This is a genomic window from Methylocapsa sp. D3K7 (genome assembly GCF_029855125.1).
In the GTDB taxonomy this organism is placed as follows: Bacteria; Pseudomonadota; Alphaproteobacteria; order Rhizobiales; family Beijerinckiaceae; genus Methylocapsa.
Map to the genome: position 1 here is coordinate 131,445 of NZ_CP123229.1, position 22,031 is coordinate 153,475.

19 protein-coding genes, 1 tRNA gene, 1 pseudogene and 1 riboswitch are annotated in these 22,031 nt (G+C 58.4%); of the genes and pseudogenes, 7 read left to right on the forward strand and 14 right to left on the reverse strand.

Annotated features, from left to right (window positions below):
- Positions 1–253: 253 nt before the first annotated feature.
- The 3 genes from QEV83_RS00565 to QEV83_RS00575 all read left to right on the forward strand — a co-directional run bounded on the left by QEV83_RS00565 (position 254) and on the right by QEV83_RS00575 (position 1,374).
- The gene (locus QEV83_RS00565) at positions 254–481 is read left to right on the forward strand and encodes a (2Fe-2S)-binding protein (RefSeq protein ID WP_280129380.1); all 228 of its coding nucleotides are present in this window, start codon (positions 254–256) and stop codon (positions 479–481) included.
- 286 nt (positions 482–767) lie between these two features.
- Positions 768–1,256: a bacterioferritin gene (bfr, locus tag QEV83_RS00570; protein WP_280129381.1), complete on the forward strand. Its 489-nt coding sequence runs from the start codon at positions 768–770 to the stop codon at positions 1,254–1,256.
- Positions 1,257–1,284: 28 nt separating this feature from the next.
- Positions 1,285–1,374, forward strand: a tRNA-Ser gene (locus QEV83_RS00575).
- A gap of 223 nt (positions 1,375–1,597) precedes the next feature.
- Here QEV83_RS00575 and QEV83_RS00580 read toward each other — a convergent pair.
- Positions 1,598–1,831 (reverse strand): hypothetical protein, encoded by a 234-nt coding sequence (locus QEV83_RS00580; RefSeq protein WP_280129382.1) that lies wholly within the window; start codon positions 1,829–1,831, stop codon positions 1,598–1,600.
- Positions 1,832–2,219: 388 nt separating this feature from the next.
- A riboswitch (Fluoride riboswitch) is annotated at positions 2,220–2,281 on the reverse strand.
- A 594-nt stretch (positions 2,282–2,875) separates the two neighbouring features.
- On the opposite strand from QEV83_RS00580, the gene QEV83_RS00585 reads away from it, so the two are divergent.
- The gene (locus tag QEV83_RS00585) at positions 2,876–4,489 is read left to right on the forward strand and encodes an MFS transporter (RefSeq protein ID WP_280129383.1); all 1,614 of its coding nucleotides are present in this window, start codon (positions 2,876–2,878) and stop codon (positions 4,487–4,489) included.
- On the opposite strand, the gene QEV83_RS00590 is transcribed toward QEV83_RS00585, so the two are convergent.
- The 10 genes and pseudogenes from QEV83_RS00590 to QEV83_RS00635 all read right to left on the reverse strand — a co-directional run bounded on the left by QEV83_RS00590 (position 4,442) and on the right by QEV83_RS00635 (position 16,897).
- A complete protein-coding gene (locus QEV83_RS00590; RefSeq protein WP_280129384.1) occupies positions 4,442–5,341 on the reverse strand; it encodes a phytanoyl-CoA dioxygenase family protein in 900 nt (299 codons plus the stop codon). The genes QEV83_RS00585 and QEV83_RS00590 overlap by 48 nt on opposite strands.
- 248 nt (positions 5,342–5,589) lie before the next feature.
- Positions 5,590–6,030 carry a VOC family protein gene (locus QEV83_RS00595; protein ID WP_280129385.1) on the reverse strand — a complete coding sequence of 147 codons (441 nt, stop codon included), beginning with the start codon at positions 6,028–6,030 and terminating at the stop codon, positions 5,590–5,592.
- A gap of 31 nt (positions 6,031–6,061) precedes the next feature.
- A complete protein-coding gene (locus QEV83_RS00600; RefSeq protein WP_280129386.1) occupies positions 6,062–6,301 on the reverse strand; it encodes an acyl carrier protein in 240 nt (79 codons plus the stop codon).
- Positions 6,302–6,363: 62 nt separating this feature from the next.
- Positions 6,364–7,485 (reverse strand): hypothetical protein, encoded by a 1,122-nt coding sequence (locus tag QEV83_RS00605; protein ID WP_280129387.1) that lies wholly within the window; start codon positions 7,483–7,485, stop codon positions 6,364–6,366.
- A 1-nt stretch (position 7,486) separates the two neighbouring features.
- Entirely contained in the window at positions 7,487–8,929 is a 1,443-nt protein-coding gene (locus QEV83_RS00610; protein ID WP_280129388.1) for an MBOAT family O-acyltransferase, read from the reverse strand.
- Positions 8,930–8,999: 70 nt separating this feature from the next.
- Positions 9,000–10,922: an HAD-IIIC family phosphatase gene (locus QEV83_RS00615; RefSeq protein ID WP_280129389.1), complete on the reverse strand. Its 1,923-nt coding sequence runs from the start codon at positions 10,920–10,922 to the stop codon at positions 9,000–9,002.
- Between the two features lie 283 nt (positions 10,923–11,205).
- Positions 11,206–11,604: pseudogene (locus QEV83_RS00620) on the reverse strand (HAD family hydrolase); the annotation flags it as partial.
- A gap of 177 nt (positions 11,605–11,781) precedes the next feature.
- Entirely contained in the window at positions 11,782–12,312 is a 531-nt protein-coding gene (locus tag QEV83_RS00625) for an SRPBCC family protein (protein WP_280129390.1), read from the reverse strand.
- Positions 12,313–12,494: 182 nt separating this feature from the next.
- Positions 12,495–13,721: an efflux RND transporter periplasmic adaptor subunit gene (locus QEV83_RS00630; RefSeq protein ID WP_280129391.1), complete on the reverse strand. Its 1,227-nt coding sequence runs from the start codon at positions 13,719–13,721 to the stop codon at positions 12,495–12,497.
- Positions 13,718–16,897 (reverse strand): efflux RND transporter permease subunit, encoded by a 3,180-nt coding sequence (locus tag QEV83_RS00635; protein ID WP_280129392.1) that lies wholly within the window; start codon positions 16,895–16,897, stop codon positions 13,718–13,720. The genes QEV83_RS00630 and QEV83_RS00635 overlap by 4 nt, the downstream gene beginning before the upstream one ends.
- An 82-nt stretch (positions 16,898–16,979) precedes the next feature.
- Here QEV83_RS00635 and QEV83_RS00640 point away from each other — a divergent pair, with 82 nt between their 5' ends.
- Positions 16,980–17,627, forward strand: a complete 648-nt coding sequence (locus tag QEV83_RS00640; RefSeq protein ID WP_280129393.1) for a TetR/AcrR family transcriptional regulator — start codon at positions 16,980–16,982, stop codon at positions 17,625–17,627.
- Here the strand turns inward: QEV83_RS00640 and QEV83_RS00645 are convergent.
- The gene (locus QEV83_RS00645; RefSeq protein ID WP_280129394.1) at positions 17,624–17,926 is read right to left on the reverse strand and encodes a hypothetical protein; all 303 of its coding nucleotides are present in this window, start codon (positions 17,924–17,926) and stop codon (positions 17,624–17,626) included. The genes QEV83_RS00640 and QEV83_RS00645 overlap by 4 nt on opposite strands.
- A 175-nt stretch (positions 17,927–18,101) precedes the next feature.
- Positions 18,102–19,301: a glutamine-hydrolyzing carbamoyl-phosphate synthase small subunit gene (carA, locus tag QEV83_RS00650; protein WP_280129395.1), complete on the reverse strand. Its 1,200-nt coding sequence runs from the start codon at positions 19,299–19,301 to the stop codon at positions 18,102–18,104.
- Between the two features lie 79 nt (positions 19,302–19,380).
- On the opposite strand from carA, the gene QEV83_RS00655 reads away from it, so the two are divergent.
- Positions 19,381–19,830 (forward strand): GatB/YqeY domain-containing protein, encoded by a 450-nt coding sequence (locus tag QEV83_RS00655; RefSeq protein ID WP_280129396.1) that lies wholly within the window; start codon positions 19,381–19,383, stop codon positions 19,828–19,830.
- A 4-nt stretch (positions 19,831–19,834) separates the two neighbouring features.
- Here the strand turns inward: QEV83_RS00655 and panB are convergent, their stop codons facing one another.
- The gene (gene panB, locus QEV83_RS00660) at positions 19,835–20,647 is read right to left on the reverse strand and encodes a 3-methyl-2-oxobutanoate hydroxymethyltransferase (protein WP_280129397.1); all 813 of its coding nucleotides are present in this window, start codon (positions 20,645–20,647) and stop codon (positions 19,835–19,837) included.
- Between the two features lie 190 nt (positions 20,648–20,837).
- Between panB and recF the strand changes: the two genes are divergently transcribed.
- A complete protein-coding gene (gene recF / locus QEV83_RS00665; RefSeq protein ID WP_280129398.1) occupies positions 20,838–22,031 on the forward strand; it encodes a DNA replication/repair protein RecF in 1,194 nt (397 codons plus the stop codon).

Consider the following 22,031-nt stretch of genomic DNA (forward strand, 5'->3'; position numbering starts at 1 on the left):
TCTTGCGGGTAGGGTTGCCACGCGCCATATTGCTGGGGCGACGCGGTCAGGCCTATCAGCCCGTCGTAACGTTGAAAAGGGGTCAGGACTCAGCTTTGTTCCATGAGTATTTTGGAGCGAATCTAAACTGCTAAGTCTCTCGAATTTGTTTTGGAATCTTTGTAATCTTCGACTCTCAACTTGTGAACTATTCAACAGTGCGTTAGAAATCTTACCTTGCAAATGCGTCTTTCGCCTCGGCACCGGTGCCTCAATGATCGTTTGTTCTTGCAATGTCCTGACCGACACAAATATCAAGGATATCGTCAACAGCGGGACTTGCCCACGCACCCCGGGCGCCGTCTACAAATGTCTTGGCTGCAGTCCAAGTTGCGGGCGCTGCATCGCAACCCTGAGAAACATCATCAACGAGACATTGGCGGCGGAGACATCTCCAGCTGAAATGCCATGCAGGACAAGCCGCGAATTGAATGTCGCTTAGGTTGCGGTGGTGGTCTCTGCCGCAATTCGGCGGAAATGGCCTGTTTGAGCGCCAAGATTTCTTACGAAAAACCCTTGCGATAGATTGAAATATCGACCATGAGCGAAGGAGCCTCATGGGTCGTTGGCAGACCTCACTTCTGCCAGCGAACTTTCGTGCGGCGCTTAACCGGCTATAGTGCTGTGCTGGTAGCTGGTTTCTGGCCACCGCAGGGTTTTGATACGTACCGTTGGCCGGGAAATCCGGCTTGGCCGCCATAAAAGCCTAATGTAAGGAGCTCGGCACTATGAGAGGCGACGACAGAGTACTCGACTATCTCAATCGCAGCCTGCGCAGCGAGCTGACTTCCATCAATCAATATTGGCTGCATTATCGCATCTTCGACAATTGGGGATTCAAGGAATTAGCAAAGCGGTGGCGCGAAGAATCCATCGAGGAAATGCAGCACGCCGACAAGCTCATCGCGCGGATTCTGTTTCTCGAAGGCTTTCCCAACCTCCAGGTCCTCGACCCGCTGCGCATTGGGCAAACTGTGGAAGAAATTATCCGCTGCGACCTCGCGGCCGAAACTTCGGCGCGTGCTCTTTACACGGAAGCGGCTGAATATTGCATCACGGTTCATGACCGCGTTTCGAAGGAACTCTACGACGATCTCCTCATCGACGAGGAGCATCACATCGACTTTTTGGAAACACAACTGGAGCTGATCAAACAGCTGGGCGTCCAACTTTACAGCCAAAAGCATGTCGGCGGTTTAGAAGACGGCAAATCCTAGATTTCGGAAACGCTCAGGGCTATGTCTTGGAAGGGTGGCCGAGTGGTTTAAGGCAGCGGTCTTGAAAACCGCCGTGGGTGCAAGCCTACCGTGGGTTCGAATCCCACCTCTTCCGCCAGCCATACGACATAACAATTTGGGAAAGAGAACCGCCGCTTCCGAATTGGCGTGAAGACCGTCGGATGAGCAACCGCGAACGATGTCCTTTGATAGCCGCCGAGCGCCGTCCGTCATTTCCCCAAATCCCGCGTGGTGCCGCCCAAATCGGCTACATCACGCGGGATTATTTCTTCACGTCGAAACCCGCTCTAAGAAGAACTCATTGCGTTGCGACTAAAGCTTTAATAGCCTCCTGACAAATACGCGCTGGTCGGCAAAGTCCAATAGAGATAGATTGCATAGATCACATATAGAGGAATGACCGCCCGCATAGCCATTAGAATCCACCAAAACACGGCAGCCGCACGCCTGTCCTTCTCCGCGATTTCGGCTTTTAAAATTTCCTCTTGGGATAGGATAGGCGTTGTTTTATCTTGTGGATATATTGCTGACTTCTGCCCAGTATCTTGGTTCATCACGTCTCCTCTCGTTTGACTTTAGCATCGCGAGGTAAACACCATTGGCAATGTGCTGTCGCGAATCGCGATCACTTCACCGACAAGTTTGTTCTCATTGATGGTTTGCTCGGCAACCGTAGCGAGCTGACCGGGACAGAGCCCTGTCTCGACTGAAGGATTCCCTTCAGTCGGCTAGCGACGCCTTCAATCACTGCTGTGGACGCCGGAAGAAAGTTGTCGCCAATCCGATCGAGCATACGAACCTCCGGCCTTTGCTTTGAGGCTGCTTAGCGCGTGATCATCGGGCCAGGGGACATGGGAGGAGTTGGACATCGGAGCACATGCTGCCGAATAATCTGCCCAAGTGGACATCCTACGAATCTCCAGCCCCGGCGAACCGAGCGAAGCAACCGTAGGAGTCATCAGCTTAATGGGGCAGTGCCAGCGAACTCCATCGCCGAAGACAAACGGGCTTCAATCACCCGTCTGTCATTTGCGAAACATAACGAATGCCGGGTGTTGACGCAATACCGTCTGTCCCCCCGTGATAATATTCTTTTCACGCCACTGCGGGTTCGCGCAGAGGGGAGAGGGTAACCCTTAAGGCACCGATGACAGCATTGAGGGCGTTCGAGAGTCTCAGTGGGGGTCCAATGCCGTGGCACTGCCCGCGGTACGCGCCGCTATAATCCAAGCAGTCATTGCGCCTTGAAGTTCAGTTAACGCCTCTGGCCACGTTTTGCCGGACGCGGAGCACCCAGGCAAATCGGGCGCGACGGCGATGTAGCCGCCACCTTCGTCGCTTCTAAATATCCGCGTCTCAAAACCGCCAATTTCAGGCATCGCCGAAACCATTGATCCCTCCCTCTTATCAGGTTCACGCGTTCTTCCGCTATAGTGTTGTGATAGACGGAGAGGGCCGGAGCTTCTGTGCGAACGCGCACCCTTCGCCGGGCTGAACACCTAGCGCGCACGTTTGTAAAGTGATCTCAAATTGTCGGTTGCGCGTGTTGCCGCAGGTTACGATCGCCGCGAGCCGGCACGTTTCGAGGATGGGTTTAGGTGACACAGTCAAGCAGTCCCATCGCGGTACAGGTCTGGACCGGCTACGCGTTTTTGCTACTGGCGGTCGTCCTTGTAATTATCGATTACACCGTCGCCGACTGCGTCGTCCCCGACCTCATCCGCGATCTTAATCTCACGGTTGAAGATGTCGGTGCTGCGATGACGAGCTACCTCGCCATGGCCGCCGCCTTCATGATCCCCGGGGGAAGGCTAGCCGATCGGATGGGCCGGCGGCGGCTTTTGCTCGCTGGACTGGCGATCTATGCGGCCGGGAGCGTCCTGACAGGCCTCGCCTGGAGCTTTTGGCCGCTGCTGGCCGGCCGAGTCCTACTCGGCCTTTCTCTCGCAACTGTACTCCCATCAGGGCTTGGCCTGTTAAACAGCCTGTTTCCACCGCAACGGCCTGGCCGGCACAGGGCTTTGGGTTTATGGGCCACGGCAATTGGCGTCGCGGCAGGCCTCGGCCCCCTTATCGGAGGAACATTGGCCGTCACTCTCTCATGGCGTTGGGCATTTTTGGGCGGTGTGCCGCTGGCCGCACTCGCTGCCGTGGGCGTCCGGCTGGGATTGCCTGAGAGCGAAAGGCGCCCGGGGAGGGGATTCGACATCACGGGAACTGTTTTGCTAGCGCTTGCCGGGGGCAGCCTCGTCGTCGTGGCTGACCGGGGGGACCGGCTTGGGGCCACGACATCGGCGATCCTCCTTGCGGCCACGGCGGGTTGGCTGTGCTGCTTCGTGGGGGTCGAACGCGCGCGGGCTCGAGCAGGCCGCGACGTTATCGCATCGTTGGCGCTTTTCAGCCACCGGAGTTTTCGCGTCGGCACCATAGCCGCGGCACTGATTTCCTGCGGCGATATCGGCTTCCAGCTTGTGCTTCCCCTCTTCACGGGCTTCGTGTTTGGCTATGATCCGATAGCGGTAGGTCTGGTGCTTGCGTCCTATGGGCTGGGAATTGGGTTCGGCGGTGCGCTTGCCGAGCGGGCCTGCCGGCGCTTTGACGAGCGGAGCGTTGCGGTGGCTGCGATCAGCGTGCTGCCGGTGTCTCTCCTGGCGCTGATGCCGATGTTTACACCCGGTGGTTCCGGTGTAGCGATGGCAGGGGTACTCGCGGTCTATGGCATTGCCTGGGGCACCGCCTACGCCACGCTGGTAAACGTGATTTTCCGGGACGTTCCTGAACCAGCCTCTGCCATGGCTGGCGGCTTGCAAAGCTCAATGCGGCTGCTGGCTGGCGCGCTCGCCGCCGCCGCGCTGACGGCGGTCTTCACCGGGGTCTCGATGTCGCGTAATGGTCCCGCGGCGACCATGAGCCAGCGCGTATCGCCAGAACATATAATCAATGACTCGCCAAAAGTGCTCTATGTCTATCATCGGCTAGATATCAACCGGAAGAAGCAAACAGTAACACCATCTGATGAGCAACCGAGTGTGGTAGCCGTCGGTGAGGCCTACGCGGCCGGTGCCCAAGCGACAATCGCCGTTGCCGCTGGTCTCACCTTACTCGCGCTGGGGGCTGGGCTCGCGCTCCCGCGTGGCATGCCTCCTCTCAAGAAAGACCGCGTGCTAGGCGCGCGTGTCCGGAAGACGGCCGGTCGCGCGCAACATCGGTAGGAAAGGATGCTCATCGGTATCGAGGTAGTCCTTCGGCGGCCGCCAGTCGATCCGGCCCATCTTCCGGGCAAACAGCCCATAGCCGATAAGCTCTTGCAGGCGAGGATCGAGCCGGCGTACCAACTCCCGTGGGATGCTGAGTTGCTGATTCACTTGCTGGCGGAGGAAGCCGGCACAGAAGTTGATCGTGATGGCGGGGCGCTCATCGGCCGTGTGATTCGCGCCTGCGGTGTGCCATAAACTTCCGTTCCAAATCAGTGCCGAACCAGCCGCCATCTCGATCGCCTCTCCCTCGGCATATGGCGCCGCGGGCATTGCCTGCCAGCGATGCGAGCCAGGCACGACGCGGGTGGCGCCATTGGCATCCGTGAAGTCGCAGAGGGCAATCAGGGCGTTGCAGAGAAGAGGTTGATGCGGCCTCGGCAGCGGGTACATTTCATCGTCGCAATGCAGACGCTGGGCAACGGCTCCGGGCAGTTGGTTGCTCGTCATGAACCACGATAGCAGGCAATCGTGACCGAGCACACCCTCCACCACGGGCAGAAGCCTGGGATGCAGGGGAAGCGGCTCGTAACGCTCGCCGTGAATCAGCAAATTGTCAACCCGGACCCAGTCGTGGTCCGCAACCTTTAGGGGCTCCTGGCCGCGCCGTGGGAAGCCTTTGACGACCGTGGTCGAGTTGGAAACGACTGTCGGCAGCTCACGGTGAAGCCTCCGCGTATCGCTCAAAAACGTTTCGACAGCAGCGCGATCAAGCACATCCTCGACCACCGTGTAACCCAACTCGGTGATCTCGGCGATGTGGCGTTCGGTATCGGATTGGAGCCGCGCGGGTCGCGCGCCCGAGGTCATTAGGCAGGGAGGAGGTCGATTTCTTGATCGGCCGGCGTATCATTGGCCACCACGGACTCGGGATCCGTTTCTGTTTCGACCGTCTCGGGAAGAGTCTCAGAAGAGTTCATGATCGTCTCCTTGGATGTGCCTGGGTACCTGACGGTGTCTCACATAGTTTACGCCAATCATGTGACGAAAACAATAACCAATCAACCATTTGACTCAGCCGAATCCCGTCATCCGCTAAGAATGAAGCAGCGAAGCCATCAGACGCCCGTGGGAGACGCGTCCAGCAACTCGATCAATCCGAAACCCGACACGATATGGAATGAAACCTCGCGGCCGCCAAATAGCACGGCAGGAGTAGGCGGGCTAACCAAGATCGTATCGAGTCCTGCAGCTTCCAGCGCGGCGATCACCGCGTCCGGCTGGGAACAGACATAGCACAGGTGATAGATCATGGTGCCTGAGCGCTTGATGAGTTTGTCGATCGGCGAGGGGCCATCGCCTGGCCAGATGACCTCCACATCCGGCATCACCAAATGGTGGCGCATCGCCAAATTGACCCTTTGCAGGGGATCGAACGCTGTGTTCCCCTCCGTGTAGCCAAGGGCGCGAAGGTAACGGAACGCTTCGTTTGGTGCAGCAACGGCAAGCCCGAAGTGATGGAACGTCAGCCCGGACAGGGCTTCCGGCATGGTATCCATTGGGAGATGCCTCTGTTCCAGCTTGCTGGTGTTATGTCTTCGTCTTGATCACGTCCACGAATTCGCCGACGTTCTTAAGGCCGCCAATCTCGGAAGCAGAAAATTTCACCCCAAATGCCTTGGATACGGCGAGCACAAGCCGAATGTGGGCGAGACTGTCCCAGCCATCGACCTCGTCCGCGGTCGTTCCAGGCTTAAGGACGAGATCCTCTTCATCAAACACATCGCGGAACACGCCCGTCAGCTTGTCGTATATTTGTGCTTCTTCCATCGTGAGATTTCCTTGTCTTTGGCAAAGCGCGCTCGCCTGCAGATATTTTGGCCGCATCTGCGTCAGTCGGGGGCAGGTGCAAACCGCTTCTGCAGAGTGCCCTCCGGATCGGTAGCGGTCCTCGCCGGGCAGGCCAGGGGGGTAAGCACGCTGGCCAGACGTGATGCCCAGACGCGTGCAAGATGCGGCTTTGGATGCACCTCGTCGACATAATCCTTGTCTCCATCAAGGTCAGCCATCTTCAACCCTTGAAAGTTCGGACGGCCGGAAAAATGGTTGAATATATTTTCAACCGCCTGCGCGTAACCTGGCTGGTAGATGCTTGCCCTGCCATGCCAGTTTGGAATTGGAAGATCAGCGAGCACGACTTTCTCGCCCGACCGCAGCAGATCTTCGATCAAATCTTGCAGCGCCGCGGCTTGTGACTGTGAGATCTCATTCGTTTCTCCCATATTCTGCCGCCAATAGATAAGGGCGTCGCTCTTGGCTTGCTCGCTCATGACGGCCGTCTCGCGCTGGGCGTCGGTCAATTTTGGCTGACGCCCGAGCACGATGCGACGGAACCCGATCGTGACATCGCGCGTCATTTTATCCATGAGCAGATACGGCCGGATAAGGAGAACACCAGCCCGCAGCCACTCCGGCGGAAGCACAGCGACCGGTCCCGCTGGGGTCCGGCGGTAAAAGCCGTAGCGGTACCGCTCGACGTCAAGATCCGTATCACCGTGATGCCTATCCGGCCCAGGCCAGCGTTTCTCGGTATCGGCGAACATACCAAACCAAATGCCGATGACGAACGTGTTGGACCGGCGGGCGCCCTCGTCTTGCACATCGTGCACGAGGTCAACCAGCTGGCGCAATTCGGTGATGTTGGCGCTGCCGATGGCGAGATTGCTGACCTTGGCGCAGGGAACCAACGCCTGCACGGATCTTTGCGTAAAGCCGACAAGTGTATTCGACGCCCCGATGAGAAGCACTTTCTGATCGGGAACGTCGAGAACGTCGCGCGCCAGAAAAAAGTGTTTCGTTGCGGTCCGGTAAGGCGTTGTGCTGGAGGTCTCGAGATCCAGCCAGCCGACTCTGGGAGGGTCCGGAATCACAAGGAATGTGAACCCGAGGACGACACCATACAGCAAACCAAAGCAAAGCGTAGTCAGTATGAGCTGACGCAGGATATGTTTCACGTCAAAACGCCTTGTAAACGAAATCGGGAGGCGCGTTAAACAGCGACGCGATGGCTAGCATGGCAAGGATCTGGATCGCGAGCGACATATTCTTGTACACGAGGCTTTCCGAAACCGCCCGCAAGCCACCGCCACGTGTGCTGAACCACGCCGCGACGGAGTCCAAAATGAGGGTGGTGGCGGCAAACCCCAGCGTGAGGAGGACAAAGGCAATCCCCACCCCAAATCCGCCGAGCCGTCTGCTCAACGTGAGATACTGGGGAAGCTCGGGAACCCATAGGCATGTCAGCGCGACGGCGAAATAGGCAAATGTTAGGCCGCGGGCGAAGTACACATATGCCATTGTCTGGCTTAGTGTGCGGTAGTGCTTTTTCCCGAGCCGATCGACGCAAGCAATCTGCCAAAGCTTGTTCAGACTGGCTCCCGCTCCCATGAGCAAGCCATAGATGACGAAGACCAAAGTCGTCCCATGCCAGACGCCCATCACCAGAAACGTGACGAAGAAGGCGGCGACGCCAAGATAGGCCGTCAACCCGGGCGCGGAGAAACGAGTCATCAGGAACATCAGGAACGGATTGAACAAATAGAGTTTGAACCATTCCGACAGTGTCATGTGCCAGCGCTGCCAGAACTCAAGGAAGCTGCGCGCGGTAAACGGCTGGTTGAAGTTCTCCGGCAGCACTTGACCGAGCAAAAGGCCGATCCCGATCACGATGTCCATGTAACCGGAAAAGTTAAAATAAAGATACGCTGTGTACGCCGCAACGCAGAAGCCATAAAGAAGGGAAAGTTTGAACAGGCCAAGCGGCGCAGCGCCTAACAGTTGCGGGCTGAGGCTCATAAAAAAGTAGTTCGCAGTGGCGGCGATCACGACGAATTTAAAATAACCCTTCACGATGCGGGAAAACGCCTCATAGACCCGGTCGGCATCGAGCCTCACCGCATCGACCCCATCCATGGTGACAAAATCTTGATAGCGCTGGATGGGCCCTGACACGAAGCACAAGAAGTTACAAGTGTAGCGGAAAAACGCGAACGGTCCAATACGGCCAGGAAGGCTTCCGGAACGCGCGTCTACCACGACTTGCAGCACCCGGAAGAGGATGTAGGACAGGCCGACGATCAAATAAGGGAACGGCAGACGCGCCAAAGGTTCGATGAATGTGAAGCGTTTGAGGAAGATATAGACCGCCAGCACCACGACAATGCTGGCCGCCAGGCTCGAACTCGTCTGACGCCTGCGAACCGCCTCCAAACCCGCATAGCCGAGCAGCAGAAAAGCCAATAGCGGCAGCAGTTCAGAGACGTTGTTGACATAGCTTGCAATGAAGACGGCGTTGGCGACGCCCATCACCAGGCGCCGGTAGGCGACCGACGCGTTGAGGTGAAATGCGAAGACCGTGACCGCAAGGAAGGCGAAGAAAGCGGGAGAGACGAAGCTCATGAGCAATGCGCCTGGTGATCCCTGCTGTGCCGGTGGCGGGCACGAGCGGGCGCGGTCGGCAACCAAGCACTCAAGCGAGTTCCGCCATCTGATTTGTGTCGCGTTCGACCGTCATGGGCGCCTCCTCGACTTCCGCGCCGGTCGATAATTCCCATGTTGAAGAACCGCCGGCGTCCTCGCTCACCAAGGTGAAACCAAGCTTGCCATAATGCTCGCGGACCATGCCGTTTTTTTCGGTGGGAAGGTAGATACCGATGAGGCGGCGAATGCCGCGGGAACGGGCGCGGAAAAGAATTTCGCGCAGGACCATTTTCTCAACTCCCCGGCCGAGCACCCGGCAGCTCATGAGCCAAGTGTCAATCGTCCAGACTGCGGGCTCCGTACCCCGGCAGATGACAATCGAAATGATACCATTGTCGCCAAATTTGTCGATCAAGCGCGCGTGCAAGGTCAGAGCATCGGGGTCGGCCTCGGCCGCCGCCACTTCGGCCTCTGTATAGCGCCGGGTCGTCAGGTTGAACTGGTTGCTCTTGTTAATGAGCTGGGCGACCCGCACCCGCGTCGTCTTGTCGAACGGGTTGAAGATGATCCGCATTTCGAGCGAGCGCAGATACGAATCGATGTCGCCTACTTGCTGCTGCAAGGCGAGCCGGCTCGCATTGCCCTGATACATGTCGGCGCGGGTGCGGTCCTCGTCTGAGAAACGGATCGACTCGAAATAGCCGGCGGCGGCAAGAGTCCGCGCGAAACTGGCGGGATCGCTGTCAAGTTCGGGAACGGCCACCTCCGGCAATTCGCGGCGGATCAGGCCGCGCTCGACCGGGTTATCGTCGAGGAACACCAGCGATTCGAGGCCCAGCGCCAATTCTTTCGCGATCGCCCGGATGTTGGTCGCTTTGTCCTCCCAGTTCGCCTGGAAGACCGCGATGTGCTTTTCCTTGAGCAGCATGTCTGGGTGTTCGTTGAACGGCTGGCGGGCAACACTGTCCGTGTTCTTCGAGCTTACCGCGAGAACGACGCCGCGTTCCCGAAGGTCCAGCGCGAGCTGCTGGACACTCAAATGTGCCTCGCCCGTCGCGTCGCCCTGTGCCAGCTTGATGCCTTCGAGCCCGTCGTCGCCGATAACTCCGCCCCAGACGGTATTGTCGAGATCAAGGACCAGGCAGCGCCGACTTTTGCCACGCAAGGCCGCGATGATGCGTGCTACGTGATCGGCATAGAACGGAACATAGGCGTCGGCAAAGGGGAGTTTTGCCAAATTCCAAAGCGCGGGGGAGTGCCATTCGGCAAGCCCGACGGTTTCGGCAATTCCCGCGACATCGAGGAGGATGTCGTTAGACTGAAGCACCATTCCGGCGATGCGCTGGTTCAGGGCATCGGCCAAGCTGCGCGCCGTTCCTGGGAGCGCCCGGTCCAGAGATCCAAACAAACTTTCCGGCGGCGGCGCCAGAGTTTGCAAAATACATATAGCCCCGCAGTTTTGGCGGATGGCAGACCGAAGCGTATCGAGCAAGCCGGCGGCGGCATTGATCGTCCGCTCGGCTGCTGCAGGATCACCAGGTGTCGCCTGTATCGACAAGCCCCGGTAGTCCAAGGCCAGCAAAACCGCGTCCGGCTGGGCTTGGTTGATGCCGGAGTCAGACATGAGCGAATCTTGGAGAAATTGGTCGTAGCCGCCCTTGACGCACTCGAGCGCTATTCCATGCCGCGCGGCTGTCGCCACAAGGACCGGAACAATGAGGTCCAAAGTGCCATTTCCAAGCACCGCAAGCCGGAAGGGCGTCAAAGGAGCAAGCGATCCGCCCTTGGCTCGGACTGCGTCGATCGCGCGGCCCAAGCGGGCCAGCTGATGTTCGTCCAGCGCATGTGTCGCCAGTGCTCTGGTTTCCGTTCCGAAGCCGGTTACCCGCTCCGGCAATTGCTTGCAGCGCGCTGTATAATCGGCCGGGGGCGCGGGAAGCCAGGCCAAGTTCCTGTAGAGTTCCCAGGACACATATTACTCCAGATGTTTTTGACGGGATATCGGACGGAGCTCCAGACCTTTGCGGTTCTGCAGCTTGTTGCCGCCGCAAATGTTGGCCCGGTATGAGAGTTGCTTCGCTTACAAGGACCTTCAGCCAGGAGACGCAGGCTGTACGCTTCGAGCAAAAACATACGCATAAAGACTTCCTAATATCCAAATATTCTATTTTTGCTGCAATGCAAAGTCAGACCTTAAAAATCCAGTCCGCGAGATCGCGCGCATTTTGACGCAGTGGCCTGACTAGGCCGCTGGATCAACGGCGGCCGCCAACTTCATCGATATGCCGCAACAGATCTGCCGGATCCTCATAGACCCGATAGGCACTCGCGCGTTCGAGTTCATCCTGTCCATATCCACCGGACAGAAGACCTATACCGAGAGCCGGAGCACGGCGGGCCGCCAGCATGTCCCAAACGCTGTCGCCAACGACCGAGCTTGTATGAATATCGCTTCCCAATCGCTCAGCGGCGGCCAGGAAAAGATCGGGATCTGGCTTCGCATTTTGCACTTGGTCGCGCGTGACGACAGGAACGCGATCAAGATCGACATTGAGTGCCTCCAGCGCCGGTCGCGCGGTCTTCATCCGGCCGCTCGTTGCAGTGGCCCAGGGCACTCCCGCGCTGGTCAGATAGGCGAGAAGATCCCGGGCGCCAGCCTACCATGAACGCAAGCACGCGTCCCTCCGGACATTCTCTTCGCTTCAGACGCCGCCACTTACTCTCCATGACGATGGTGCCTGCCCATCCCATCCCGGTGATGCGCGTCGCGTTCTCTGGCCGGATAATGCGTAATCTCGCGAAAAAAACGCGAGGCCGGAGACACTGATCGTCTATGAGACGGCGATGCCGTTCAGTTTGGCCAATCCTTCTTCAAACTGTTTGCCGACCATCTTGTCGCAATTGATAAACGTGCTGGCGAGCTTCGCCATATACGGCTGCTGGCCCTTCATCGCCCAGGTGACATGTGTCGCTCTGCCTTCCGAAGCAAGCGTGAATTCAACAATGTTTTGGGCCTTAAACGGCCGCAATATATGTAAATTTAAGACGACCTTGGACGGCGGTGTGGAATCGGCGATCACGATGCGTCCCGCGCCCGCTGCACGATTGCCATCCCACTCATACGCGGCGCCTTTGCCCTGGGCCGGACCGCTGAAGTTCCGCCGCATGTTGGCGTCTTTTTCGAAGGGAGACCACATGGCCTGGAGCCCTAAGTCGTTAATGAGCGGAAAGATCTTTTCGGGAGGCGCGTTGATGATCAACGAACGCTTGATGTGGAACCAGTTTGGCTTGGCCGCGGCATAGGCGAAAACTGCGGCGGCAGCGATGATGATGCCCACAATAATGAGGATGATAATCGTCATCTAGGTGGTCCTTCCACGCTCTATGATTTAGATGTGACGAAGCTTAGGGTTCTGCCATCGATCATGTGTTGTCGACTCAATACGTGTACTTTTTTTCTTGTACTTTTTTGTGGCCTTGTCTGACCCTTCAGCGTGCTGGGCCCGCTGGGCTTGGCGTACCCGAAGCTGGGTGACGGCGGGTTTTAAAGCGTCTTGACCGGCATGCCGTTGGTCAGATTCACTGGCGGGCTGAGGATTACACGATCGCCTGGCTGCAGGCCGGCGCGCACATCGATATCGCCGCCATTGTCCGCTTCAAGTTCGAGTTTGCGAAACTCAACCTTCCCATCCACGACTACCGCCGCGCCGAGGCCTCCCTTATTGAAGATCACCGCTTGCGACGGTAAGCTTACAACCGGCCCGGAGCGATGGATCTGGAGGCGGACAACACAATAAAGCCCCGCCGCAAGCTCGCCATTCTTATTGTCGACGTCGACTTCCGTAAGCAAGGTGCGAGTGCTACTGTTGAGGGCCTGCGCATTACGAGCCACCGTGCCATCGAAACTCCGGTTGACAAGCTCCGGCACGATGATCGTCGCGTGATCGCCATCCTTGACGCCGAAATAAGCGGACTGAGGCACAAAGATTTGCACACGCAGCACATCGGTTCTCGCAATGGAGAACATCGGGCTGCCGCTCGCGGCGTCGGCGGTGACGAGGCTGCCGACATCGATGAATCGGCCGGTGATGACGCCATCAAAGGGCGCGGTAATCTTTTCGAAGTCCGTCAGCTGCTGCAGCCGGTTCACCACGGCTTGCTGCGCGGCGACATTTGCTTGCGCCACCGCGACCCCCGCGGCACGTGCATCAAATGTCAACCGGTCCGTATCTCCTTGTTGCGCGCTCGACCAACCTTGCGCGACAAGCTTGGATGTTCTCTGGTTCGTCACGCGCCCCAAATCGGCGTTCGCCTGCGCTTGGCGCACCGACGCTTCAAGCTGCAGAAGTTGCGCCTTCGCTTGAGCGAGCTGCTGATCGAGATCTGGCGCGGCAATAATGGCGATCACATCCCCTTTGCGTAGCTTTGTTCCGATGTCGGCGTTGCGGACACTGATATAGCCGGTGGCGCGGGCGAACAGCGTCGCGCTGTCGAATGCCGCCATGCTGCCCGGAAGATCGATGGTGCGCGGCTGCAGCTCCGCCCCGACCACAAGAGTGCGCACAGCGGGCACCGCGTTGCTGCGGGCTTCAAGCACGGCATCGGCGGTGGCGGCGCGCTGGTAATGGCTTAAGGTTCCAAAGCCGACCAATAGCGCCAAAATGGCAACTGCGCCGATCGCAAGCGCGCGGGCGCGTTTGCGCTGGCGGCTCTCGTCCGGATTCGCCCGCTGGTGGGCACGCAAGGAGTGGTTTTCGGGCATATAATTCATGAGGTCGATCCTTGGCTACGCGGCTGCGATGCAGCCCCGCTTTGCCCAAACCGGCCGATTACCGAGTAAAGAAAGGGAACAAATAAAAGCGTCGTGATCGTGCCGACGGCAACGCCGCCGATGACGGCGCGGGCCAGCACCGCATTTTGCTCTTCGCCGGGGCCGCCGATCGCCATCGGAATCATGCCGACGATCATCGCCGCCGCCGTCATTAACACCGGACGCAAGCGGGTTGTTCCGGCGGACAGCGCCGCCTCGAAGGCACTGTGTCCGGCGAGGCGCTGCTCGCGCGCGAAAGTGACGAGAAGAATGGAATTCGCCGAGGCGACGCCAATCGACATGATCGCCCCCATGATTGATGGCACGCTCAACGCCGTTCCGGTGACAAACAACAACAGCAAGATGCCAACCCCAGCGCCCGGCAGCGCAAGAATGACCGCGAGCGGATCAAGAAAACTCTGATAGTTGACGACCATCAGCATGTAGACGAAGACGGCCGCGAAGGTGAGACCCAAGCCGAGATCGTCAAAGGCGCTCCGCATGCTCTCGATCTGGCCGCGAACCACAATATGATTGCCGGGTTTGAGTTTCGGCTCCAGGTCCGCGACGACGTTCTCAATTGCCGCCGCAACGCCGCCGAGATCGCGGTTTTGAACGCTGCCATAGACATCGTAAACAGGTTGGATATTAGACTGATTAAAGACCGACTGAACGGCGATTCGCTTTGCCGTCGCGATATTGCCAAGCCGGCTCGGAATGGGCGTGCCGTTGGCATCATTGCTGCTCGCGAGCACAGTGTTTTCAAGCTGATTTTTGTTGGTGAGCCGGTATTCCGGGGTTTGAACAGCCATGAAATAGGGAACCCCGGTTTTCGGATCCGTCCAGAAATTCGGAGAGACCTGCTCCGACGACGATAGGCTGATGTTGAGGTTGTTGGCGACCTCCTGCATGTTTAGACCAAGTTCTTGCGCGCGGGTCCGGTCGATGGTGTAAAACATCTCAGGTGCATTCAGCTCTTGCTGAACATGCACGTCGACGAGCCCTGGAATATTTGCCAATTTCTGCTGGAGTAGGGCGGCTGTCTCTTTATTTCCCTCGGCATCGTGCCCCTGCAGCTGCACGTCGATTTGGGTCGGCACGCCAAAATTTAAGACTTGCGTGACAAGGTCGGCTGGCTGAAAATAAAACAGAACGTCGGGAAAAGCGCGCACCAATTCCGCGCGCAGTTTCTTGATGATCTCAGCGGTAGGCGGATGGCCGTCGATAAGCTCGATCTGAATGATTCCATCGTTGACACCGATCGTACTTCCATCGGTGAAAGCAAGGTTATAAGTGCGGGCTGGCAGACCGATGTTATCAAGAATGAGATGCAATTGCGCGGCAGGTATCTGAGTGCGGATATTGTCCTCAATCGCCTGAAAGATACGCTCGGTGCGCTCGATGCGGGTCCGGGCAGGTGCCCGGACATGCAGCTGAATGAGGCCGGCATCGACGCCCGGAAAGAAATCAGTCCCGACGAACGGGAGCAAGACGCCACCGCCGATGACGATCAACCCGGCAATCGCCGGCGTCAGAACGCGCCGCCGCAGAATGCCCGCCAGCAGCCGACCGTAAAAATTCCGGAACCGGTCGAATCGTTCGTTGAAGCCGGCATGAAAGCGGGAGAACCAGCTGGTGCCGCTATCACCCTGTTCATGCTCATTGCGGATCAACAGGCCGATCATGATGGGCGTGAGGGTGCGCGAAATCGCATAGGAGGCGAGCATGGCAAACACCACCGCCATCGCCAATGGCGTGAAAAGATAGCGCGCGGCGCCTTGCAAGAAGAACACGGAAACGAAGACGCAACAGATCGCCAGCGTCGAGATCAATGTTGGGACTGCGATACCCGCGGCACCTTCTAAGACCGCCGCGTCGAATGGCCTCTTCTCCTCCAAAAGACGATGCGTGTTCTCGATCGTGACCGTGCTGTCATCCACCAATATGCCGACCGCCAGCGCGAGGCCGCCAAGCGTCATCGTGTTGATCGTCTGCCCGAAGGCGGCAAGCACCGCGATCGAAGTCATAATCGATAAGGGAATGGCTACCATGACGACCAGCATCGAGCGCCACGAACCGAGAAACAGCAAAATCATCACCGCCGTCAGGCCGGCGGCGATCGCGCCCTCCTGCAAGACCCCGGCAATAGAGTTGCTGACGAACACCGATTGATCGAACAGCAAATCAATTTTCATGCCCGGTGGCGCCGCCCGCTGGATCTCGGGGAGTGCCTCCTTCACCTTGTTGACCACATCGAGAGTTGAGGCATTGCCGTTCTTGATGATCGTCAGAAGTACCGAACGCTTTCCATCGGTCCGCACGATATTTTGCTGCACGGCCCAGCCGTCCCTGACATGCGCGACGTCGGAGAGATAGACAGTCGTGCCCCCGGACTGCTTGATCGGAATACGATTCAAAGCGTCTATCGACGGGGCCATATTGTTGACGCGCACGATAAATTGCGTATCGCCCATCTTCGCGTCCCCCGACGGCAACGTCAGGCTTTGCGCGTTCACGGCGTTGACAATGTCGTTGGGCGTTATGCCGCGTGCCGCCAGTGCATTGGGATCGATATCGATCATGACCTGGCGGTACTTGCCGCCATAGGGGGTCGGCAGCGTGATCCCCGGAATAGGCGCCAGGGCCTGCCGCATCCGGTAGATTCCATAATCGTAAAGCTGTTGCTCGTTTAGCTGATCCGAGCTCAAACTGAGCTGGAGGACCGGTACCGAGGAAGCGTTGTACTGAACAATGACTGGGGGCTGTATGCCGGTTGGCATCAGCGCCCGGATTGCGTTTGACGCCGAGACGATCTGGCTGATCGCGAGATCGATATTGACCGTAGGTTGAAAGAAAATCTTTTCGACCGCCACGCCAGACAGCGTCTGACTTTCTATATTACGGATATCGCTGACATTGGAGCTGATTGAATATTCGCTGTAGGTTGTGACGCGCTGCTCCATTTCCTCGGGAGTAAGACCGGTGTATTGCCAGATCACTGTCACCACAGGAATATTGATGTTCGGAAAGATATCCTTTGGCATTGTGACGATTGCGCTGCCGCCGAGAAACAGCACAATCAGGGCCAGCACATAAAATGTGTGACGATACCGCAGCGCGAAAGCAACAATCCCCATGACTCACTCCGAAAGCCACTTGTAACGTACTGTCTCGTACAGTACATATCAAGACGGAATGTCCAGGCTCACCAGGTTGTGAATGAAAGCCAGTGTCCCCGACGTAAACTGCACGGAACGGCCCAGCGGCAAACGCCTCGCTGCGCGCCGAGAGGCGTTTCTCGCCGCCGCCCGGAACGTTTTCGATGAGAAGGGCTATTCCGATGCCACGCTCGACGACATCATCGGGCGATCCGGCGGCTCCCGGCAAACGCTCTATGCGCTTTTTGGCGGCAAGCAGGGGCTTTTCGAGGCGATCATCAGCGAAAATTGCGAGACGATTTTTCAAGGGTTGACACCGGAGCAACTGGCCCAACGTGCCCCCGGCGACGTGTTGCGCGAGGTAGGCGTGCGCTATCTTCGCATTGTGACGTCGCCAGCGTGCCTCAGCCTCAACCGTCTTGTGATCGCGGAAGCTCTCCGCATACCGGAACTCGCGGAAAGGTTTTGGAAACTAGGACCAGGCCGCAGCCGCGCTTTTTTGAAGGAGTTTTTTGACCGCCAGATTGAACGCGGCGAGCTGTGCATGCCTGACAGCAGCGCCGCGGCCAATCATTTTCTGGACATGCTCTCTGGAACCGCCCGGCTGCAGTGCTTGATCGGATTGCGCGCATCGCCGTCACCCGCCGAGATCGACCGCCTCGTCGATGGGGCTGTCGCTCAATTTCTTGATGGCTGCCAGTCACGTTAGGGAGAAATGCCGCTCCGCTTCGCCGGCTTAGGAATAGCTGGCGTTTGTGAATTTGACTTTCTGGCTGCACCGCCAGGCCGGTTCTTTGGATCAAGGAGGGAAGCCGAAACGATCGCCCAGACCGGCGCTAGGGAGCGGGCAATCCGCCGCCGGCAGCGCATCAGAATAGGTTGGTTTTTCGTGCCCGCTCCCGCCCGGTGCCAGCCGCCGGTGAACGCAACGATTTCAGCCGGGCCTGCCGGCAGCGGCCGCTGACGCTCGCAGCCGCTTCCAAGCCGGAAATCGAGGATGTCACCCATTTTGTCTCCAAATACATAAAATCTCCTGATGCTGAATGCATCTGGACAATCGGTAGTTGAAGACAGATGACATAGGTCATCTTCACCCGCATCCCCCAAACAGGTTTACGAGGGAATGTTGCCCGTCGCGCAGGGAGCCCGGCACCATCGTCCTTAAGAAGGCGATCCTTGATCTTTAAGAAGCGCCCTTCGCCGTTTCCATCATTTGGACGAAGCGGGCAAATAAATAATGGCTGTCGCGCGGACCGGGCGAGGCCTCTGGATGGTGCTGCACCGAAAAAGCCGGATGATCGGTCAACTCAAGACCGCAATTCGAGTCATCGAAAAGCGATCTATGGGTTTCCCGCGCATTGGCGGGAAGACTCAACCTATCGACCGAAAAGCCGTGATTCATCGACACGATCTCGACTTTGCCGGTGGTAAAATCCTGAACTGGATGGTTGGCACCGTGATGACCCTGATGCATTTTCATAGTTTTCGCGCCGATCGCGAGCGCCAGCATTTGATGGCCAAGGCAGATGCCAAATGTTGGGACATCGCGCGCTATCAGAGCCTGGATGACGGGCACCGCATATTTCCCGGTCTCGGCCGGATCACCCGGGCCGTTCGAAAGAAACACGCCATCAGGCCGCAGGGACAGGATCGCTTCCGCCGAAGTTTCCGCCGGGACAACCGTGACCGCACAGCCAGCCTCCGTCAAAAGCCGCAGAATATTGCGCTTGATCCCATAATCGATCGCAACAACATTATACCTTCCGTCTGAAACGGTGCGAAACCCTTGGCCCGGCCTCCAGGCCGCTTGCGTCCAGGCATAGCGTTGCGCGGCGGTGACGGCTGGCACAAGATCCATCCCCTCGAGACCTGGCCATTGGCGCGCCATGTCCCGCAAAGCCTCGACATCGAAATCGCCGCTGGGGGAATGGGCGATGACCGCGTTCGGCATCCCGTTCTGGCGAATGAACGCGGTCAGCGCGCGCGTATCCACACCGCAAAGGCCGACGATGCCGCGCGCCTTAAGCCAGGCATTCAACTCACCACTGGCGCGGTGATTAGAAGGACCCGTTACCGGCGCGTGAACAATGATCCCCCGCACGCTGGCGCTCGCCGCTAGATTGCTTGTCTCGACATCGTCGTCATTGGTGCCGACATTGCCGATGTGGGGAAAGGTGAAGGTGACGATTTGGCCCGCGTAGGAGGGATCGGTGAGGATCTCCTGATAGCCCGTCATCGCCGTGTTGAAACAGACTTCACCAACGGCGGAGTCCTCGGCACCAAACCCTGTCCCCTCGAGCACCATGCCATTGGCCAAAACAAGAAGCGCGGTCGCCCGCGGCTCCCGCCAGAAGGGATGATTTTGCCCTTGCTCGTGTTTCATGCGCCCTTGAGATCCATGTCTTGCAGTGCGATAAAGCGGTCGGCCGCCGCCGTCAATCCAAACCACCAGCGAGACGCAGATGCGCGAAAAAATTTCGAGCGAGCTTAAGACGGCGATGAAGGCTGGCGAAAAGCGCCGCGTCGAGACCATCCGGATGATCATGGCCGGCCTGAAGGACAAGGATATCGAGGCGCGAGGGCAGGGGAAAGCCGTGTCCGGCGAAGATATTTTGGCGCTTCTCCAGAAGATGGTGAAAAGCCGGAAGGAATCTCTTGAAATTTACGAAAAGGCAGGCCGGGCCGACCTCGTAGCGCAGGAGAGTGAGGAAATCGCCATTATCCAGGGTTTTCTGCCGAGCCAAATGAGCGAGGCGGAAATAGAGCAAGCAATCGCCGCCGCCATCGCCGAGACGGGCGCCGCCTCGATCAAGGATATGGGACGCGTGGTTGGCGCGCTGAAGGGAAAATTCGCGGGCCGCATGGATTTCGGCAAGGCAAGCGCGCTCGTTAAAGGAAAGCTTGGCGCCTAACCCTTCACGCTTTCTCGTTCAAGAAGATGGCAAGCTCGTCCTTGTTCATGGAAACCGCATTTTCCGCCGCTGGAAATTTTCCAGAACGGACATCCTGGGCATAGGCTTTCGCCGTCTCCAGCATCAGCTGTCCGACGTCTTGGTAGCGCCGGTTGTGCTGGAAGTTCGCTGGCGTGAAGCCAAGAACGTCGGTGATCACCAGGACCTGCCCGTCGGTCTTGCGTCCGGCACCTATCCCAATCGTGGGCGCCTTGATCGATTTTGTAATGCGGCCGGCAACTTCTTCCGGCACCAATTCGAGAACCAGCATCGCCATCCCGGCTTCGTCGAGGGCGATCGCATCGCGGAGCAGCCCAATCGCGTCCCCGGCTTTACGCCCCTTGAAGCGCTTGTCGTCATGGTGCTGCGGTTCGAGTCCCAAGTGACAGCAAACGTCGATGGATGACCCGACGAGAGTCTGGACAATATCGGGCCGGGCACCTTCGAATTTCACAATGTCGGCTCCAGCCGCAATTAACTTGCGGGAGTTCATCAGCGCGGTCTCGGGTGTGTCATAAGTGCGAAACGGCAGATCGGCGATGATCGCGATCTGGGGCGCCCCCCGGCGAACGGCGCTGACATGGTGGCAGATGTCGGCGAGCGTAACCTCTCTCTCGCTTGCGTAGCCAAGCACATTGCTGCCGACGCTGTCGCCGACAAGAATGATGTCGACGCCGGCTTCCGCCTCGGCCTTGGCGGTCGGCGCATCATAGCCGGTGAGGACCGCGATCTTTTGGCCTCGCCGTTTCATATCGAGGAACCGGGCGGTTTTGGTCATATGTTCTGTCCGCTGCATCTTCGATACGAGGGCCATATATTCTTAGGCGGCTTGAAGCGTCACACTTTTACTTGCGATAATAAAGAACGATCCGGCGGCGATTCGGTGCGAGCGGTGCCGGGACTATTCCTTGAGATGAATTGGGTTGAGCATGGACGTCTTACATAGTCCATGGGAGTCTTTTCCGGCAATGAACGAAACGTCACTGGCGCCAGCGCGGACGTCACACGCCGCCGCCAAACCTTTTGCTCACAAGGGCGTGCGGCGGCTCACGCTGGCCGATTTCCGCTCTTATGCCGCGCTCGATCTGCGCGTTGATGCGCACCTCATCGTGCTGACCGGAGACAATGGGGCGGGCAAGACCAATTTGCTCGAAGCCTTGTCGTTGCTGGCGCCAGGACGCGGGCTGCGCCGTGCCGAACTTGCCGAATGCCCGCGAAAGGACGGTCGTGGCGGCTTCGCCGTCTCGGCCGAACTTGAAACGCAATGGGGCGGCGTCCAGCTAGGGACGGGTATCGAGCCGCAGATGGATGCGCCAGCGCAACGCAAATACCGGATCGATCGCGCCCCCGCCGCGTCCATACGCGCCTTTTCCGATCACGTCCGAGTGGTATGGCTGACACCGGCGATGGATGGGCTGTTTGCTGGACCGGCGGGAGACCGGCGGCGGTTCCTCGATCGTCTGGTGCTGACGATTGACGCGGATCACGCCGCCCGCGTCAACGCGCTTGAACGCACCCTGCGCGGCCGCAACCGTCTCTTGGAGGAAGGAACAAGCGCCGACCGCGGCTGGCTCGATGCGATCGAGGAAGAAACCGCTCAACTGGCAATCGCCATCGCCGCTGGGCGGCTCGAAACAGTCTCACGCCTTCACACGCTCATCGCGGAAACGCGGGAAAAAGAATCGCTGTTTCCATGGGCGGAACTCGCCGTGCATGGAGATGTCGAGACTTTGGTGAAAGAGCGCCCGGCCCTCGCAGCCGAAGATATTTATCGCGGCATTTTGCGCAACAACCGTGCCCGCGACGCCGCCGCCAGACGGACTTTGATCGGACCGCAGGCGAGCGATTTTTGTGTACGGCACGGCCCGAAACAAGCCCCAGCCGCGCAGACGTCAACAGGGGAGCAAAAAGCGCTGCTCACTGGCCTCGTTCTGGCACATGCGCGCCTCGTTTCGGCGATGAGCGGATTGGCGCCCCTCATCCTTCTCGACGAAATCGCGGCGCATTTCGATCCCGTCCGGCGCGACGCCCTCTTTGAAGTGCTGGGAGACTTGGACGGGCAAATCTGGCTCACCGGCGCCGATCGGGCGATGTTTGCCGCGATCGAAAACCACGCCCTGACGTTGAAGGTCGTACCAGGCTTGGGCATCGAGGCGAGTTAG

Excerpts from the sequence above, each read along its gene's own strand:
- QEV83_RS00565 (WP_280129380.1), top strand. The coding sequence starts at position 254 with ATGATCGTTTGTTCTTGCAATGTCCTGACCGACACAAATATCAAGGAT.
- bfr (WP_280129381.1), top strand. The coding sequence starts at position 768 with ATGAGAGGCGACGACAGAGTACTCGACTATCTCAATCGCAGCCTGCGC.
- QEV83_RS00580 (WP_280129382.1), bottom strand. The coding sequence starts at position 1,831 with ATGAACCAAGATACTGGGCAGAAGTCAGCAATATATCCACAAGATAAA.
- QEV83_RS00590 (WP_280129384.1), bottom strand. The coding sequence starts at position 5,341 with ATGACCTCGGGCGCGCGACCCGCGCGGCTCCAATCCGATACCGAACGC.
- QEV83_RS00595 (WP_280129385.1), bottom strand. The coding sequence starts at position 6,030 with ATGGATACCATGCCGGAAGCCCTGTCCGGGCTGACGTTCCATCACTTC.
- QEV83_RS00600 (WP_280129386.1), bottom strand. The coding sequence starts at position 6,301 with ATGGAAGAAGCACAAATATACGACAAGCTGACGGGCGTGTTCCGCGAT.
- QEV83_RS00610 (WP_280129388.1), bottom strand. The coding sequence starts at position 8,929 with ATGAGCTTCGTCTCTCCCGCTTTCTTCGCCTTCCTTGCGGTCACGGTC.
- QEV83_RS00625 (WP_280129390.1), bottom strand. The coding sequence starts at position 12,312 with ATGACGATTATCATCCTCATTATTGTGGGCATCATCATCGCTGCCGCC.
- QEV83_RS00630 (WP_280129391.1), bottom strand. The coding sequence starts at position 13,721 with ATGAATTATATGCCCGAAAACCACTCCTTGCGTGCCCACCAGCGGGCG.
- QEV83_RS00635 (WP_280129392.1), bottom strand. The coding sequence starts at position 16,897 with ATGGGGATTGTTGCTTTCGCGCTGCGGTATCGTCACACATTTTATGTG.
- QEV83_RS00640 (WP_280129393.1), top strand. The coding sequence starts at position 16,980 with ATGAAAGCCAGTGTCCCCGACGTAAACTGCACGGAACGGCCCAGCGGC.
- QEV83_RS00645 (WP_280129394.1), bottom strand. The coding sequence starts at position 17,926 with ATGGGTGACATCCTCGATTTCCGGCTTGGAAGCGGCTGCGAGCGTCAG.
- carA (WP_280129395.1), bottom strand. The coding sequence starts at position 19,301 with ATGAAACACGAGCAAGGGCAAAATCATCCCTTCTGGCGGGAGCCGCGG.
- QEV83_RS00655 (WP_280129396.1), top strand. The coding sequence starts at position 19,381 with ATGCGCGAAAAAATTTCGAGCGAGCTTAAGACGGCGATGAAGGCTGGC.
- panB (WP_280129397.1), bottom strand. The coding sequence starts at position 20,647 with ATGACCAAAACCGCCCGGTTCCTCGATATGAAACGGCGAGGCCAAAAG.
- recF (WP_280129398.1), top strand. The coding sequence starts at position 20,838 with ATGAACGAAACGTCACTGGCGCCAGCGCGGACGTCACACGCCGCCGCC.